The organism is Paludisphaera rhizosphaerae (assembly GCF_011065895.1).
Taxonomy (GTDB): Bacteria; Planctomycetota; Planctomycetia; order Isosphaerales; family Isosphaeraceae; genus Paludisphaera; species Paludisphaera rhizosphaerae.
On the sequence record NZ_JAALCR010000005.1, the window covers coordinates 93,659 to 108,063 of the forward strand.

The 14,405-nt window shown below is 65.3% G+C and carries 15 protein-coding genes; 4 read left to right on the forward strand and 11 right to left on the reverse strand.

The window, feature by feature from the left end; all coding sequences use genetic code 11:
* Position 1: 1 nt before the first annotated feature.
* The 4 genes from G5C50_RS07970 to G5C50_RS07985 all read right to left on the reverse strand — a co-directional run bounded on the left by G5C50_RS07970 (position 2) and on the right by G5C50_RS07985 (position 4,935).
* Positions 2-1,354: an NAD(P)/FAD-dependent oxidoreductase gene (locus G5C50_RS07970; protein ID WP_165067474.1), complete on the reverse strand. Its 1,353-nt coding sequence runs from the start codon at positions 1,352-1,354 to the stop codon at positions 2-4.
* 36 nt (positions 1,355-1,390) lie between these two features.
* The gene (locus G5C50_RS07975) at positions 1,391-1,954 is read right to left on the reverse strand and encodes a YqgE/AlgH family protein (protein ID WP_165067477.1); all 564 of its coding nucleotides are present in this window, start codon (positions 1,952-1,954) and stop codon (positions 1,391-1,393) included.
* Between the two features lie 88 nt (positions 1,955-2,042).
* Positions 2,043-3,074 carry a GMP reductase gene (locus G5C50_RS07980; RefSeq protein WP_165067480.1) on the reverse strand — a complete coding sequence of 344 codons (1,032 nt, stop codon included), beginning with the start codon at positions 3,072-3,074 and terminating at the stop codon, positions 2,043-2,045.
* A 148-nt stretch (positions 3,075-3,222) separates the two neighbouring features.
* Entirely contained in the window at positions 3,223-4,935 is a 1,713-nt protein-coding gene (locus G5C50_RS07985; RefSeq protein WP_165067516.1) for a glycoside hydrolase family 9 protein, read from the reverse strand.
* Positions 4,936-4,978: 43 nt separating this feature from the next.
* Here G5C50_RS07985 and def point away from each other — a divergent pair, with 43 nt between their 5' ends.
* A complete protein-coding gene (gene def, locus G5C50_RS07990) occupies positions 4,979-5,509 on the forward strand; it encodes a peptide deformylase (RefSeq protein ID WP_165067519.1) in 531 nt (176 codons plus the stop codon).
* A 16-nt stretch (positions 5,510-5,525) separates the two neighbouring features.
* Here def and G5C50_RS07995 read toward each other — a convergent pair whose 3' ends face one another.
* From G5C50_RS07995 to G5C50_RS08005, 3 genes are all read right to left on the reverse strand, one after another.
* Positions 5,526-5,858: a cupin domain-containing protein gene (locus tag G5C50_RS07995; RefSeq protein WP_165067522.1), complete on the reverse strand. Its 333-nt coding sequence runs from the start codon at positions 5,856-5,858 to the stop codon at positions 5,526-5,528.
* A 69-nt stretch (positions 5,859-5,927) separates the two neighbouring features.
* The gene (locus G5C50_RS08000) at positions 5,928-8,231 is read right to left on the reverse strand and encodes a nitric-oxide reductase large subunit (protein WP_165067525.1); all 2,304 of its coding nucleotides are present in this window, start codon (positions 8,229-8,231) and stop codon (positions 5,928-5,930) included.
* An 84-nt stretch (positions 8,232-8,315) separates the two neighbouring features.
* Positions 8,316-8,723, reverse strand: coding sequence for a group III truncated hemoglobin (locus tag G5C50_RS08005; protein ID WP_165067528.1), 408 nt, complete (start codon positions 8,721-8,723; stop codon positions 8,316-8,318).
* A 132-nt stretch (positions 8,724-8,855) separates the two neighbouring features.
* Here G5C50_RS08005 and G5C50_RS08010 point away from each other — a divergent pair, with 132 nt between their 5' ends.
* Positions 8,856-9,323 carry an Rrf2 family transcriptional regulator gene (locus tag G5C50_RS08010; RefSeq protein ID WP_165067531.1) on the forward strand — a complete coding sequence of 156 codons (468 nt, stop codon included), beginning with the start codon at positions 8,856-8,858 and terminating at the stop codon, positions 9,321-9,323.
* Positions 9,324-9,330: 7 nt separating this feature from the next.
* Here G5C50_RS08010 and G5C50_RS08015 read toward each other — a convergent pair whose 3' ends face one another.
* Positions 9,331-10,047, reverse strand: coding sequence for a tetratricopeptide repeat protein (locus tag G5C50_RS08015; RefSeq protein ID WP_165067534.1), 717 nt, complete (start codon positions 10,045-10,047; stop codon positions 9,331-9,333).
* A 134-nt stretch (positions 10,048-10,181) separates the two neighbouring features.
* The gene (locus G5C50_RS08020; RefSeq protein ID WP_165067537.1) at positions 10,182-10,805 is read right to left on the reverse strand and encodes a serine O-acetyltransferase; all 624 of its coding nucleotides are present in this window, start codon (positions 10,803-10,805) and stop codon (positions 10,182-10,184) included.
* A gap of 760 nt (positions 10,806-11,565) precedes the next feature.
* Here G5C50_RS08020 and G5C50_RS08025 point away from each other — a divergent pair.
* A complete protein-coding gene (locus tag G5C50_RS08025; RefSeq protein WP_165067540.1) occupies positions 11,566-12,591 on the forward strand; it encodes a DUF1559 domain-containing protein in 1,026 nt (341 codons plus the stop codon).
* Positions 12,592-12,640: 49 nt separating this feature from the next.
* On the forward strand, positions 12,641-12,832 hold the full coding sequence (locus G5C50_RS08030; RefSeq protein WP_165067543.1) for a hypothetical protein: 192 nt from the start codon (positions 12,641-12,643) through the stop codon (positions 12,830-12,832).
* Positions 12,833-12,913: 81 nt separating this feature from the next.
* Here the strand turns inward: G5C50_RS08030 and G5C50_RS08035 are convergent, their stop codons facing one another.
* Both G5C50_RS08035 and G5C50_RS08040 read right to left on the reverse strand, forming a co-directional pair.
* Entirely contained in the window at positions 12,914-13,402 is a 489-nt protein-coding gene (locus G5C50_RS08035; RefSeq protein ID WP_165067546.1) for a carboxymuconolactone decarboxylase family protein, read from the reverse strand.
* The gene (locus G5C50_RS08040; RefSeq protein WP_165067549.1) at positions 13,387-14,292 is read right to left on the reverse strand and encodes an RNA polymerase sigma-70 factor; all 906 of its coding nucleotides are present in this window, start codon (positions 14,290-14,292) and stop codon (positions 13,387-13,389) included. Before G5C50_RS08040 ends, G5C50_RS08035 begins: the two co-directional genes overlap by 16 nt.
* Between the last annotated feature and the right edge of the window lie 113 nt (positions 14,293-14,405).

Genomic DNA, 14,405 nt, shown 5'->3' on the forward strand with positions numbered 1-14,405 from the left:
CTTATCCTCGGATCGGCTCCGCCCCGGTGGTGGAAGGAAGCCGGTCCTCGGTCAACCCTTGCACGAGGGGCCCGTCAGCCCGGCCCGTGATGAGACGCGCGCCTCGGTCGTACGTTACATAGGACCAGGCCCACTGGAGGACCACGAGGAGTCGGTTCCGAAACCCGACCAGAAAGAAAACATGCACGAACATCCACATCATCCAGGCGATGAAGCCGGAGACCTTGAACCGACCCACCTGGGCGACCGCCGCCCCCCGGCCGATGGTCGCCATCGAGCCCTTGTCCTTGTAGTGGAACGGCAGCAGCGGCTTGCCCGCCATGGCGCGCAGGATGTTCTGAGCCGCGTGCGATCCCATCTGGGCGGCGGCCGGAGCCACCCCCGGCACCGGCTTGCCGTCTTGTTCCAGGTGAGCGAGATCGCCGATGACGTAAACCTCGGGTCGGCCGGGGATCGTTAAGTCCGGCTGGATCGGCACCCTACCCGCTCGATCGACGGCAACGCCCAGCGTCTTCCCCAACGGCGACGCCGCCACGCCGGCCGCCCAGAGGACGGTCCGAGCGGCGATGCGTTCGTCGTTGATGCACACCCCCTGAGCGTCGATGTGCGTCACGTGGAGCCCCGACCGAACCTCCACGCCCAGGGCCTGTAGCTGTCGCTTGGCGCTCTCTTGAAGCTCGGATGCGTAGGGGGGCAGAACATGGGGCGATCCCTCGATCAGAATCACCTTCGCCGTCGACGGGTCGATGTGGGTAAAGTCCTTCGCGAGCGTCATCCGCGCCACGTCGCGGAGCGTGCCCGCCAGTTCCACGCCGGTCGGCCCGCCGCCGACGACCACGAACGTCAACCACTCTCGCTGGACTTCCGGATCTGGCTCGCGCTCGGCGATCTCGAACGCGAGGAGCATACGGCGGCGGATCTCCAGGGCGTCCTCGATCGACTTCAACCCCGGCGCGTGTTCCTCCCACTCGGGATGGCCGAAGTAGGAATGCGTCGCTCCCGCGGCCAGCACCAGCGAATCATAGGGGACCTCTCCGTCGGCCAGTTGAACGACGCGACGGTCCATATCGACGCCCGTCACGTCGGCCAAAATGACCTCGGTGTTCTTCCAACCGCGAACCACGCGACGGATCGGTGCGGCGATGTCGCTGGGATTCAGCGCGGCCGTCGCCACCTGATACAACAGCGGCTGAAACAGGTGGAAATTCTGGCGGTCGATGACCGTGACCGAGGCCTTCGACCGCCGTAGCCCCTGAATCGCCGCAAGCCCCCCAAACCCCGCCCCGACCACAACGACTCGATGAGGTCCTTTCGCCCGGCTCGACACGTTCGCAAACCTCCTACGATCGGTCATGAAGGCCGGGCGACTCCCGGCGGAAAAGCAGTGCTGCTAGTTCACGGACGGGTCGGTGGGGATCGATCGCAATCGCAGGATGTCGCGCATCGTATTCACTCGAAGATCGCGCATCGTCGTCCACCAAAGATCCTGGTCGACTCCCCTGAAGATGCGCTGGGCGTCCATCGGGGCGACGGTCCAAACTCCCTCCTCCACCTCCTTTTCGAGCTGCCCCGGAGACCAGCCCGAGAAGTTGGCGACGACCAGCGAGGGCTCGATCTCCTGAGTGATGAGGTGCTGCGACTTGGTTGCATCGAGCGCCACGTACAGGCCGGAGGCGACCTCGAGATCTGCCATCTTCGGCCGGGTGTGCAGCACCAGCAAGGGTCCAGCCACCGGACCGCCCAGGTGGAGCGGTTTATCCCAGGCGAAGTCCTCGTCGAACAACTTGCCGGCGAGGTCGGTCATCGTGGCGCTCGTCGGCAGGTTGAGGATGATCCCCTTGGCCCCTTGCTCCTCGCCATGTTCCAGAACGAGCACCACGGCCCGCGCGAAAATGGGGGAATCGACCTGCGGCGAGGCGATCAGCAGTCGTCCCTTCAGCGATGGTTGAGTCATCTTGAGTACCGCCCGTCGTTTCGAGTGGGGAGGCTCCACGATATTCTACGCTGCAATTTCAGAACCGGGCCTCCCGTTCACGCGATCGTCAGGCGAACATGCTGCCGTGGGGGCGGTTGCAGATGACGAAGGTGGTGCATTTGGAGAGGTCCTTGAGCCGCGTCGCGCCCACATAAGCGCACGCGCTGCGGATGCCGCCGGTGATCTCCTGCATGGTCTCCAGGACGGGCCCCTTGTAAGGGACGGAGACGGAACGGCCCTCGCAGGCGCGGTAGTCGCGACGACCGCCGGCGTACTTGTCGAGAGCCTCGCGGCTGGACATTCCGTAGAAGGTCAACGCCACGCGCCGGCCGTTCTCCTCGACCCATTCCCCTTCGCATTCGTCGTGCCCGGCGAGCATACCGCCGAGCATCACGAAGTCAGCCCCGGCGGCGAACGCCTTGACGACGTCGCCAGGGAATCGGCAGCCGCCGTCGGCGCAGACGTGCCCGCGAAGTCCGTGGGCGGCGTCGGCGCATTCGATGATCGCCGAGAGCTGGGGATAGCCGACGCCCGTCGTCCGCCGGGTCGTGCAAACGCTCCCCGGCCCGATCCCGATCTTCACCACGTCGGCTGCACCAGATATCAGCAACTCCTGGACCATGTCGCCGGTGGCGACGTTGCCGGCCATGATCGTCAGCGCCGGGAACGTGTCGCGGATTCGCTTCACGCGCTCGACGAAATACTTGGTGTAGCCGTTGGCCGCGTCGACGCAGACCATCTTCACGTCGGCCTTCTTCTTCACCGCGACGAGCTTATCGAACTCGTCGTCCTTCAGGCCGAGCGTAAAGAAGGTGGAGCTTGCGCGGGCCTCGTCGCGGAAGAAGTCGACGAGGGCCTCCTCGGGATAGTACTTGTGCAGACAGGTGAGCATCGGCGGGCCGATGGCCTTCGCCATGGCGAAGGTCCCGACCGTATCCATGTTCGCCGCGACGATCGGCACCCCGCGCCACACGCCGCCGCCGTTGAGAAAGCGATATTCCTGCTCCAGCTCGACCGTCGCCCGGCTGGGCGCCTCGGACCGCTTGGGGCGGATCAGCACGTCGTCGAAATCCAGCTTCGGGTCGTTGTCGATGCGCATGGGATGTCAGTCGTCTCCGGTAAGGGTAGAGTCCTGCGCCGGCATGGAGTGGCTGCGAGACCTTCGCCGATCTCATGGCCTCGCAAACGTGGCCATGGCACCCAGGTTCGTCTTCAGAGCCTTGCTTGGAGTTATGTTAGAGTCTCGCTCACTTCCATACACCCAGCATCAGCAAGAGTGAGACCGTACCGTCGATGATCGGCTCGTTGGTGGAGAAGTCGGCGAAGTCGTCGTGGAAGACGGCGAAGTCGGACTGGAACGGCGCGAGCGGGTCGTCGGCGAACGGGGAGAACTTCAAAGAGTCGTTGATCGCCTTCGTCACCGGCCCGTCGACCAGGCCTCCGACCGGCGCGCGGCCGGCGAGCTTGTAGAACATGTGGTGCGGCCGGCTCGACGCCACGCCCGCCTCAGGGACGCCGATGACGAACGAGACGCCCCACGGGTTCCGGCCGAAGATCCAGTCGCGAGCCTCGGCGGCCAAGGTGCGGAACTGGTCGTCGCCGGTCATCGCCTCGTACAACCGACCCTGGGTCGCAAATGCGATCACGTCGTTCGTCGAGCACCAGACGACCGGCGTGCCGATGCGGTACGGGTTCTTCATCGCCCGGTCGCGGATCCGTTCCAGGCCCGAGCGATAGTAGCCCGCCACCCTCGCCTGCACGTCGGGCGCGACGAGGTCGTGGAGCCGCCAGTGGGCCAGGTTGACGTAAGGGAAGAACTCGTAATGTCCGTGGGCGTCGCGGCCCATCCAGACGTTGTCGCCGGCCTGATCGGCGAAGGCGACGGCGTCAGCCAGGAAGGCGGACTCGTTGGTGGCTCGGTAGAGTTCGACGGCCCCCCATTCGAGGTCGTCCTTGTCGGTGCTCTCGCCGTAGTAGTGGGGCGCGAGCACCGGGACCGACATAGCCACGCCGGGGCTCGCCTTCGCCAGCCGGTACATTGACCGCGCCGTCTCCACGTTGCCGTTCAGGGCCATCGCCGCGGCGCATCGGGCGGCGAGACTGGCCTTGCCGGTGGAGGCGTTCTTGTACTTCGGCCCCTCGGGCTTCCCTGTCGCCGGCCAGGCGGAACGCGGGCCGCCGAGACCGTGGCCGTAGTCGGACTGGTCGTCGTGCCAGAGCGTCTGCGGCGGCCGATGATCGCGGTCGTCGCCGATCTGGACGTAGATCACATCAGGCTTGGGATGCAGCTTCTTGATCAAGGGAGCGCCATGGCGAGCCTCGGCCTGGGCCCCGTCGTCCTGAACGAGCTTCAACGCCGCGACGCAGTACGAGGTCGTGATCATGTGCTTGAGCCGATCGGCCGCGTCATGCCAGCCGCCGACGAGATCGACCTTCTCGTTCGTTTCGACGTCAATCGCGTCTTGAAGGTGGCACTTCGGTTGGCCGGCGATTGGGTCGTCTCCGCAGCGCTGGATCTGCATGAAATGGATGAGCGCCTTCGGGACCTCGGCATAGGCGTCTGGACCGATCGCGAACTCCGGCGACGAGGTCGCGCCGAACTCCACGCGATACCGCCCCGGCGTCTTCACGGCCGAGAAATCCAGCCGATAGTTGTGGGCGAACGGCCCCCACGCCCCCTGGTCCGGGCCAATGGAGGCTTCAAGGCTCCCGACGCGAAACGTCCCCGAGAGAGCGATCGGTCCCGAAAGGACGGCGACCTTCGGGTCGCCCGACAGGTAACCCACCTGATTGACGCGGATCCACGGACCCGGACCGGCTGGCGGCGGTACGGCGACGACCGGGGATATCAGGCCCAGGGCCACGATCAAAAGCGCGATGATCCTCTTCATGACCCGAGGATACCACGCCGCCCCACGCGGGCGAATCGCCTTGTGCGTCAGGCCGTCGCGGGCGATCATCGGGGCGTCGACCCTTGAGGAAAGCCCGGGAGGAATGCGTCCGATGCCCGTATTGAGACAGATCGCGTTGCTGGGCCATCCGGTACTGCGGACGCCCGCCGAGCCCGTCGCGTTCCCGCTATCGGACGAGATCCGCGCCCTGGTCGACGACATGCTGGCGACGATGCGCGAGGCCGACGGCGTGGGGATCGCCGCGCCCCAGGTCTACCAGTCGCTGGCGATCTTCATCGTCGCCCCCCGTCCCAACCCGCGCTACCCAGACGCCGTGGAAGAGCCGCCGATCGTCGTGATCAACCCCGAGATGATCGAGCGCTCGGCCGAAATGGAGCGCGGCTGGGAGGGCTGCCTGAGCATCCCCGGCATCCGCGCCGAAGTCCCTCGCCACCGCCGAATCGTGGCGAGCTACCAGGACGTCCAGGGCGCCCGCATCGTCCGCGAGTTCGAAGGATTCCCCGCCCGCATCTTCCAGCACGAGGACGACCACCTTCACAGCCTGGTCTTCCTCGACCGCCTGGAAAGCCCCCGCGACGTCGTCGCCGAGCGCGAATATCAGAAGCGACTCGCGCGCGGCTGACAACACGTCGTAGCAATCACCTCGGCGCGAGCTTGGTGACCAGGACGACCGAGTCCTCAACTCCGGCAAGGGCGTGTGGCTCGCGCGCCGCGAGGTGCAACAGGCTGCCGGCTCGCAGGTCGTGAACGACGCCGCCGGCCCTGAAGGCGATCCGACCCGAGAGACACTGCACGGTGATCGGCCCTGGGGCGTGGTGCTCGGGGATCTCCACCCCCTTCGCCAGCAGGAGCCGCTTCAGCTCGAATGCGTCGGTCTTCACCAGCGTTTCGATCTTTCGGCCGCCGACCGGGATCTCCACGCCCTTCAGGAGTTCGATCGCTTCCACGGAAGCGGTTTGAGGCTCGGACATCGCAACGTCCCTTCGTGATGACGCCTTCCCCCTTCGAGGGAGATGGTCGTTAAGATTCGGACTCTCAACTCAATGGGCCGACGCCGGTTCGACGGAGAAACTGCGGGCGACGGCGTCGGGCTCGGGATCGAGCGACCAGCCGCCTTTCAGACCCAGGACGAACCAGCCCAGGGCCAGAATGCCGATCGCGAAGATGGTGTCGCCGATGATCCGCATCCAGTGCAGGCGCTGGATCGTCGGGCTTTGCATGAAGTCGGCCGAGCGCGCGTACCACATGCCGTGCTCGACGCTGGCCCAGGTCTGGAGCAAGCCCACCGGCAGCAGGCTGAGCAGAACCATCAGAACCAGACCCAGGTTGATCGACCAGAAGGCGAATGTCAGAACGCCCGTCTTCCAGGTCCGCCGGACCGTCAGACCCTTCAGGCAGAAGAGCGCCAGGCCAAAGCCCAGCATGCCGTAGACCCCGAAAAGCGCCGTGTGGCCGTGCACGGGCGTCGTGTTCAACCCCTGCATGTAGTAGAGGGCGATCGGCGGGTTGATGAAGAACCCGAACAACCCCGCGCCGACGAGGTTCCAGAAGGCCACGGAGACGAAAAAGAGGATCGGCAACCGATAGGCGTCGACCCACGGCCGCGCCCGGCTGAGCGTCAGGTTTTCATACGCCTCAAAGCCGATCAGGACCAGCGGCACGACCTCCAGGGCGCTGAAGACCGCTCCCAACGAGGTGACGACCGTCGGCGTCCCCGTGAAATACAGGTGATGGAACGTGCCGATGATCCCTCCCGAGAGGAAGATCGTCGTCGAGAACAACACGGCCGCCGCCGCACTCGACGTCTTCAAGAGACCCATCCGAGTGAAGAGGAACGCGATGACCACCGTGGCGAAGACCTCGAAGAAGCCCTCGACCCACAGATGGACCACCCACCACCGCCAGTATTCGGCGATGGCCAGGTTCGTGTGGCGATGCCACATCAAGCCGGGCGTGTAGAACAGCGGGATCGCCGCCGAGGCCAGCAGGAAGAGGCCCAGCAGATGCCGGTTCGTCTCCGGACGACGGAACGCCGGCCAGATCGCCCGGACCATCAGGCCCAGCCAGAGGAACAACCCGACGGCCAGAAAGAGCTGCCAGAACCGGCCCAGGTCGACGTACTCGTACCCCTGATGGCCGAACCAGAAGTTGGCGACGTTCCCCAGCCTCTGCTGCACCGCTAGCCACTGGCCGAACATCGAGCCGACCACGATGACCAGCACGCAGACGAACAGGAAGTCGACGCCCGCTTTCTGGAACTTCGGCTCGTGGCCCGAAACCGCCGGCGCGATGAACAGGCCGGTTGCCAGCCAGGCGGTCGCGATCCAGAAAATGCCCAACTGCGTGTGCCAGGTCCGCACCACGCTGTACGGCAAGACCTTCGCGAGTGGAATCCCGTAAAAGCCCGACCCCTCGACGCCGTAGTGCGCCGTCACCGCCCCCAGGCCGACCTGTACGACGGCCAGGGCGATCACGACCCAGAAATACTTGAGCGTCGCCCGCATTGAGGGCGTCGGATCGAGCGCCAGCAGCGGGTCGCGCTCCGGAGGCTCATGGTGCTGGGTTTCCCTCTCCTCGCGGCCGCGTTGAACGGCGAAGACCCAGGTCAACGCTCCAACGCCCGCCAGCAGCGAGACGAAACTGACGACCGACCAGACGACGACTTGGCCTGACGGTCGGTTCTCAATCAACTCCTCCGCCGGCCAGTTGTTGGTGTACGTGATCGTCGAGCCTGGCCGATCCGTCGAGCACGCCCACGAGGCCCAGAAGAAGAACGCGGCGATCTGCGCCCGGCGCTCCGGAGTCTTGATCGTGTCGGTCGGAATGGCGTAAGCGTCGCGCAGGCCGCTCAACTGCGGGTCATCGCCGAAGAGGGAATCGTAGTGTCCGGCGACGGCCGTGATCGCCTCTCCCCGAACGGGAGAGACGGTCAAGTCGCCGGTCGCCGGGTCGTAGGTGTTGTGACGGATCTCGTTCTTCAGACGCTCACGCAGCGCGGCGCGGGATTCGGCGTCGAGCGTCTCGTAGTTCGCGCCGCCCTTTTGGACCGCCCAGCGATCGAGGATCCAGGTCAATTCGCGGTGGAGATAGTCGGCCGACCAGTCGGGCGCCACATACGCGCCGTGCCCCCAGATCGAGCCCACCTCCTGACCTCCCATCGACTGCCAGACGTTCTGGCCCTCGCGGACGTCGTCTCCCGTGAAAAGCACCTTGCCGTCGGTCGTCACGACTCGCGAGGGGATCGGAGGCGCCATCCGGTACAGCTCCGTCCCGTAATAGATCAGGACCGTGAACGAGCCGACCAGGACCGCCGCCAGCCCCAGCCACAACCTCCCATAGCGCATGGAGTCACCCTCCCCAACACGTCGCGAAGGACGCGTCGAAGTCTCATGAAGTGTTCGGTCATCGAACCAACCGACGCAGGCCGCTCAGCCCGCCGTCAGGCCAAGCACCTTGACCATTCCCTCGCGCATCCGACGCGCCCGACCCAGGAACGCTTCGGCTTCTTCCGGCGTGCAGACCTCGCGGACCGTCGCCTCGAACAGCTCCAACCAGCGATCGAAATGGCCAGCGGCCATCCCCTCAATCCCACGATGCACCTCCACCGGGCGGCCCTGATACCGCCCCGTGCCGTTCATCGCCGTGGACCAAAAGTCCGCCATCCGATCCAGATGCCGATCCCAGTCGAGAATCCGACGAGCGAAGATCGGCCCCAACCAATCGTCGCTCGCAACCCGGCGGTAAAACTCCACCACCAGTTCACGGATCCGCCCCTCGGACACGGCCGGCCCCTCGGACCACCGCGTCCCCAACCCGGGCGTGTAAGATGTCGACATGCCCGCGCCTCATCACCATCCCGACCAGGCGGCCGGGCTTTTAATCTGCATTCCAAATGCATATTATTCTTGGAGACGGGTCCTGTCAATCGGTCAAGGAACTCCTGAGCGGAGGAAAGGCGGCAGGCGACGATGCAGTTGACGCAGTTCTCCGACTATGCCTTGCGCACGGCGATCTATTTGGGAACACGCGAGGATCGATCGGCGACCGTCGATGAGATCAGCCGGGCGTACGGGATCTCGCGGCATCACCTGGTTCGGGTCGTGCAGACACTGACCGAACTGGGCGTGGTGGCCTCTCGGCGAGGGCGCGGCGGCGGGATACGACTCGCGATGGAGCTGTCTGCGATCAACGTCGGATGGTTGATCCGCCGGACCGAGCCTCATTTCGACGTGGTGGAGTGCTTCCGGCCCGAGACCAACACCTGCCCGATCGCCCCGGCCTGTGGCCTGAAGGGGGCCCTTTATCGAGCTCGCGAGGCGTTTCTCGCCGTGCTGGACGAGTACACGCTGGACCAACTCCTGACGCGCAAGGGGGAGTTGGTCCAGCTCCTGGATGCGTCTCTGTTGAGGAATTCCAAGTCCAGCGAAGCGGATTGAGTCGAGTTCAATCCTCGCCGGCCTGACGACGGCAGGTCTGAACGCGGTCGACGTCGCCGACAGCCAGGAAGATCGTCGTCATCCGCCGCAGACAGCAGCGGCAAGAGACGCCGTCGAGATCCACGCCGCGAAGCAGCTCGTAGGCCTCCTCGCGACGCCCGGCGTGATCCAGGAGCGTCGCCAGCGAGATCCGGTACAACTCCGCATCCGGCGCCAGAGCGTGCGCCTTGGCGACGTAAGAGAGCGCCGTCTCCAACGGCCGCCCGAGCCGCCGCAGGTAGAAGGCCGCCCCGAAATAGGCCTCCGCATGGTCCGGTCGGCGGCGGATCAGTTCCACGCAGACGTCCAGCGCCTGTTCGAACTCGCCGAGGTATCCGAGGCCCGCCGCAATCGCCGGCATCAATCGCTCCGGACAACGGCCGTCAGACGCCAGCGCCTGATAAACCGCGCAAGCCGGCGCTGAACGCCCCGTCCGCGCCAGGCTCTCGGCCAGCGCGCAGGTCGCCGTGGGATCGAAGGGGACCAGCGCCTGCGCCGTTTCCAACGCATCCCGAGCCCCCGTGTAATCCCCCGAACGATGCCGCAATAACCCCACGAACCGCCAGAGCGGTCCGTTGTCCCCTTCTTCCTCCAGCGCCAGCTCCGCCAGGTCCCCGGCCGCATCGAGGTCCCCAGCCCCCGCCAGCTCGAAGCAACGGCTCAGGATGTCTCCGCCCTGACTCATGGCGCGCGCCTCCGCATCCCCGTTCCAGGATCGCCGACGAATTGCAATTGAGATTCAGTCTCAATTGCAATGTAATTATCATCCCCTGTGGGAGGGACGGCTGTCAAGCCGGTAGCTTCATGGAGAGGCGGTCGTCAGAGTTCCTCGTGAACGCGAACGCCGTTGCGTCGGACGATGTAGGCGGGGACGCCGACGACGGTGACGTCGGGTGGGACGTCCTTGACGACGACGGCGTTGGCGCCGATCCGGGCGCGATCGCCGACGACGACGCCGCCGAGGACCTTCGCCCCTGCGCCGACGCCCACCTCATCGCCCAGGGTTGGGAAACCAGGCTTCGGACCGACGCCCAGGGTCACCTGCTGGTTGATCCAGCATCCCGATCCGATCTTGTCGGCCACGATGACCGCCCCGATCCCGTGCTGAAGGACCAGGCCGGGCCCAATGCTCCCGGCGTGCAGCAACATGCACTGCAACGGCGGACAGAGGAACCAGAACGGCCGCGCGATCCCGCCGACGCGATAGTAATAGAGCGACCGATATTCAGGAAACACGCTCATGAGCGTCAGGAAGTCCTGAAGCAGGGACGGAGCCCCTGAAGCGCGACCGAGAAACGCTTCTCCCCAACGGCAAACGTCCTGGTCGATCAGCCCTCGGTTGGCGCTGAATCGCCACAGGACCAGAAACGGACTCAGGCGGACGAGGTTGAACCAGTAACCGACGACGCGATGAGACGCCCGGAACGCCGGATGCTTAATCATGGATGTTGGGGATCCCGACTCGATCGCCGGCGAAGCGTTCGCGCCTCCCGGCCGATGGCAGCCGCCCGGCGACGCCTCATCGCGGACTGGATTGCTTCGCCATTCTATAAATAACTCCCACAAGGAGCAAACAGAGGGGCGTCGACCGCATCAAGTCACCAAATCACACATCAACACGCGTTCACCAACGGCCCCCCGATCGGCGGCGTCCGACTGTTTTCGGATTAAGCACGACCGCGCGCAACAGGCGCGGACGGCGAAGGACCGTCCTCAACGATTCCACCCCCGCGCGGATCGTTGCAACCGCAAGATCATCGCCAAACTCGATTTACATTGCATTTCATTAGAATCCATCGATCCCGGCACGCCCGTTGCCTTACGGGCTGACCGCTCCATTCGCCAAAGCGAGCGTCCGCACCCTCCAGCCGGCAACGGCCTTGGAAAACAAGACTGCGAACACGCTGTCATGAAACCTGTGGAGCTCCCCAGCAACGATTGCCTGGTCCTCATTCTCAGAAAATCCTCGGGTTCGACCGACATTTTCTGCTTGCCTTGATTCACCCCGCGGTTTATCTCAGACTGTCACCTATAAGAGCTTTTTTTGGCCGCACGCCTCCCTTTCGACGTCTCGTCTTGAGAGCTCGACGATTCTCTATTTCAGCCGCCCTGAACGGTCTGGCGAGATGATGGTCTCGTGCGCGTTCGCGGTGCGTTTTGCATCACTGGCAGGCTCGCATCGTCAACACAGGAGCGCTAGTTCATGACGTCTCTTCCGTGTCGCCCCCGACGAGCTCGATCGGGTTTCACACTGATCGAGTTGCTCGTCGTCATCGCCATCATCGCCGTTTTGATCGCACTGCTTTTGCCGGCCGTGCAGTCGGCCCGCGAGGCGGCGCGTCGCGCCCAGTGCGTCAACAACCTCAAGCAGATCGGTCTGGGTCTGCACAACTACCACGATACCTGGGGGGTCTTCCCTCCGGGCGAAGGCTTCGGCGCGACGTCGGTCAACGTGGCGATGCTCCCCTATGTGGAGCAGCAGATGCTCTGGGCGTCGTTCAACTCGTCGCTCAACCAGCGCTGGCTCTGGACCCAGCCGGAGAACACGACGGTCCTCCAGGCCCGGGTAGGCGCCTACACCTGCCCGTCCGAGGTCAACACCGGCCGCTCCAGCGACGGCTGGAACACCTACGCGGTCAACTACGCCTGGAACTCGGGCACCTGGTGGCCGCTGACCCAGAGCTGGAACGGCGTTTTCGGCCGGACCTACGACGACGACGCCACCGTTCAGCCTTTCAGCCGCACGAGCATCACCTTCGCCTCCTTGCCGGACGGTTCCAGCAACACGCTGCTCTCCGCCGAGGTCGCCAACGGCCCGCTGAGCACCGGCGCCGGCCGGACCCGCGTCTCCGACTGCTATGAGGTTCGCGGCCTCTCCAAGTCGTCCACCCTGGCGCAGGTCAACGCCGCGCTCGCCGGACTCAACTGGTCCACCGGCCCGATCCCCTGGAGCGGCGGCTGGCGGTACAAGGGCTACCCCTGGGTCGAGGGAAGCATGTGGCGGAGCTGGTTCAACACCATCCAGACGCCGAACAAGATTTGCGCCAGCGAGGACGACGTCTCCTGGTGGTACATCATCAAGCCGGCCTCGTCGTACCACCCCGGCGTGGTCAACGCCGCCCTCTGCGACGGCAGCGTCAAGGCGTTCAAGGAATCGGTCTCCCAGCAGGTCTGGATGGCGCTCAGCACCCGAGCGGGCGGCGAGGTCATCTCGTCCGACTCGTACTGATCGCCCCATGACGCCTTCGATCCATCCCGACCCATTCAGGAGCCTTGCCTTGAAGAGCCGCTCGCTGTCACTCTTCGTCTCCCTGGTGTCTCTCGTGATGCTTCTTCCTCTGGCCCCCGGCTGCGACGGCGAATCCGCGCCGACGCCGACCGACAAGAAGCCCGAGGAACTTCAGAAGGAACAGCAAGACATCATGCGGAAGGAATACGGCCCCGGCGTCGACAAGGCCAAGAAGCGCTGAGCCGTCCGCTGCCAAACGCGACGCCCCGCGGGAATTTCCGCGGGGCGTTTTCGCGCGCGGAGTCGGCTCAGGCGATGATCGTCAATCCGACGCCCTCCCCGCCCCGACGGCCTCGGTTGAGACGGGCGGCTTGTACGAACCTGGCGGAACTCGAAACGAGATCGCCAGCCGATTCCAGCCGTTGATCAGGACGACGGCCCAGGTCAGGTCGGCCAGCTCCTGCTCGGTGAAGTGCTCGCGAGCCTGTTCGAAGACGGCGTCGGAGACCCCCTCGGAGATCCGGGTGACGGCCTCGGTCCAGGCGAGCGCCGCACGTTCGCGGTCGCTGAAGAACGGCGTCTCTCGCCAGGCGGTCAGAGTGTAGATGCGCTGTTCGGTCTCGCCGTGGGCGCGGGCGTCCTTCGTGTGCATGTCCAGGCAGAAGGCGCAGCCGTTGATCTGCGAGGCGCGGATCTTCACCAGCTCCAGCAACGAGTGCTCCAGCCCGCAGCGGGCGAGGTAGCCGTTGACCGCGTACATCGCCTTGATCGGTTCGTGCGACAGGTTCGCGTAATTCAGCCGGGCTTCCATGGATTGACTCCTTTGGGGCTCTCCGGATCGGTCGACCAGAGGGCCAGCTTGTCGGGGTTCAGGACGGCGAAGACGGCGGCGACCGATTCACCGCTCGGATCGAGGGCGACGGTGGCGACCTCGAACGGTTGGCCGCCGACCGTCAGGGCGACGCCCGATCGACCGTTAACGACCGTGAGCGCGATCTCGCCGACGGCCTGGAACTTCCGGAAGGCGACGGTCAACAGCCGGGCCACCTTGTGGACGCCGACCACCGGCCGGGGCGCGGCGAACGCCTTGCCCCCGCCGTCGGACGTGAGCACGACGTCGGCGGCGAGCATCGACTCCACGGCCTTCACGTCGCCGTCTCGGCAAGCGGCGAAGAACCGTTCCGCCAGCGCATCCGCCTGGGCGGGGTCGGGACGGAACCGGGGCTCGCGAGCTTCCAGCCGCTTCCTCGCCCGCGAGGCGATCTGACGGACGTTCTCCGGCGTCTTGTCGATCAGCTCGGCAACCTGCTCGAAGGAGTAGCCGAACACCTCCCGAAGCAGATGCACGGCGCGCTCAGCCGGAGACAGAGTCTCCAGCAGAACGAGGAACGCCATCGACAGCGATTCCGCCATCTCGGCGCGGTCGGGGGTCGCCCCGGCCCACGAGGAAGGGACCGGCTCCGGCAGCCACGGCCCAACATACGTCTCGCGACGAACTTTCGCCCGTCGCAATCGGTCGATGCAGATCCGCGTCGCCGCCTTCACCAGCCAGGGCTCGGGGTCGAGGACCTCGGACTCGTGCTGTTGAAACCGCAGGTAGGCGTCCTGCACCACGTCCTCGGCTTCGGCGGCGTCCCCTAGCATCCGGTACGCCACCGCCAGCAGTTTCGGCCGCAGCCGTTCCACGTCCGCTTCGCCCATCACTCTTCTCCAATCTCCTCGATCAGCCTCAAGGACGAAGTGGTCCTCCCAACAGTGACAGCCCCCGTGATTTTCTCCGGAGGCCACCGGCGAGTTCTCAAAAATACCTCGCA

Bases quoted from the DNA above. Each gene is read 5' to 3' on its own strand.
- G5C50_RS07970 (WP_165067474.1), bottom strand. From the start codon at position 1,354: ATGACCGATCGTAGGAGGTTTGCGAACGTGTCGAGCCGGGCGAAAGGA.
- G5C50_RS07975 (WP_165067477.1), bottom strand. From the start codon at position 1,954: ATGACTCAACCATCGCTGAAGGGACGACTGCTGATCGCCTCGCCGCAG.
- G5C50_RS07980 (WP_165067480.1), bottom strand. From the start codon at position 3,074: ATGCGCATCGACAACGACCCGAAGCTGGATTTCGACGACGTGCTGATC.
- G5C50_RS07985 (WP_165067516.1), bottom strand. From the start codon at position 4,935: ATGATCGCCCGCGACGGCCTGACGCACAAGGCGATTCGCCCGCGTGGG.
- def (WP_165067519.1), top strand. From the start codon at position 4,979: ATGCCCGTATTGAGACAGATCGCGTTGCTGGGCCATCCGGTACTGCGG.
- G5C50_RS07995 (WP_165067522.1), bottom strand. From the start codon at position 5,858: ATGTCCGAGCCTCAAACCGCTTCCGTGGAAGCGATCGAACTCCTGAAG.
- G5C50_RS08000 (WP_165067525.1), bottom strand. From the start codon at position 8,231: ATGCGCTATGGGAGGTTGTGGCTGGGGCTGGCGGCGGTCCTGGTCGGC.
- G5C50_RS08005 (WP_165067528.1), bottom strand. From the start codon at position 8,723: ATGTCGACATCTTACACGCCCGGGTTGGGGACGCGGTGGTCCGAGGGG.
- G5C50_RS08010 (WP_165067531.1), top strand. From the start codon at position 8,856: ATGCAGTTGACGCAGTTCTCCGACTATGCCTTGCGCACGGCGATCTAT.
- G5C50_RS08015 (WP_165067534.1), bottom strand. From the start codon at position 10,047: ATGAGTCAGGGCGGAGACATCCTGAGCCGTTGCTTCGAGCTGGCGGGG.
- G5C50_RS08020 (WP_165067537.1), bottom strand. From the start codon at position 10,805: ATGATTAAGCATCCGGCGTTCCGGGCGTCTCATCGCGTCGTCGGTTAC.
- G5C50_RS08025 (WP_165067540.1), top strand. From the start codon at position 11,566: ATGACGTCTCTTCCGTGTCGCCCCCGACGAGCTCGATCGGGTTTCACA.
- G5C50_RS08035 (WP_165067546.1), bottom strand. From the start codon at position 13,402: ATGGAAGCCCGGCTGAATTACGCGAACCTGTCGCACGAACCGATCAAG.
- G5C50_RS08040 (WP_165067549.1), bottom strand. From the start codon at position 14,292: ATGGGCGAAGCGGACGTGGAACGGCTGCGGCCGAAACTGCTGGCGGTG.